Source organism: Phyllobacterium sp. 22229 (assembly GCF_052056495.1).
GTDB lineage: Bacteria > Pseudomonadota > Alphaproteobacteria > Rhizobiales > Rhizobiaceae > Phyllobacterium > Phyllobacterium myrsinacearum.
Map to the genome: position 1 here is coordinate 1 of NZ_JBQEPA010000060.1, position 584 is coordinate 584.

Sequence of the window (584 nt, forward strand, 5' to 3'; positions counted from 1 at the left end):
TTCGATATGCGGGCAGCTGCGACATCATTCTCTATCATGAACTTTGCGCCGGGATTGACGGCCATGACATCGGCCCGACAAGCCCGGCGGCCGAGCCGCTCAGACGGCTCGGGCTGCTGCGTGTCCTCGAAGAGCATGTTGTCCAGCGGACCATCGATGCCCTGCGCGCAGCGCCTGACCTTCGCCTGGGGGTCAATATATCGATGGAGAGCACCGTTCTCGACCTGTGGTGGTTCAATGTCTGCGAAAGGCTGGGGTCGGCTCCGTCTGTTGCCGAGCGGCTTGTCTTTGAATTGAACGGCATCGACCGGTTGCCTGCAACAGCCGATGCCATCGATTTCATGACGGACATCAAACGATATGGCTGCCAGATAGCGCTCGATGATCTCGGGCCTGATCATGTGCCTGTCTGGAGTGCAGGGGCGTTTTCACCTGATATTGCCAAGATCGAAGCAAGGCAGATCCAAGGCGCAGGCCTGTCCGATTGTGGTCACGATGCACTGGCTTTGTTGATCAAGGAGGCCGCCCATGTCTCTGGTCTCGTCATTGTGCAAGGGGTCAGGACACAATCGGACAGCGCGCTT

At 58.4% G+C, this 584-nt stretch carries 1 protein-coding gene; it reads left to right on the plus strand.

The features are described 5' to 3' along the window. A partial coding sequence (locus tag ACTJJ7_RS28070) for an EAL domain-containing protein (protein WP_440969506.1) occupies nt 1-584 on the plus strand: 584 nt, incomplete at both ends.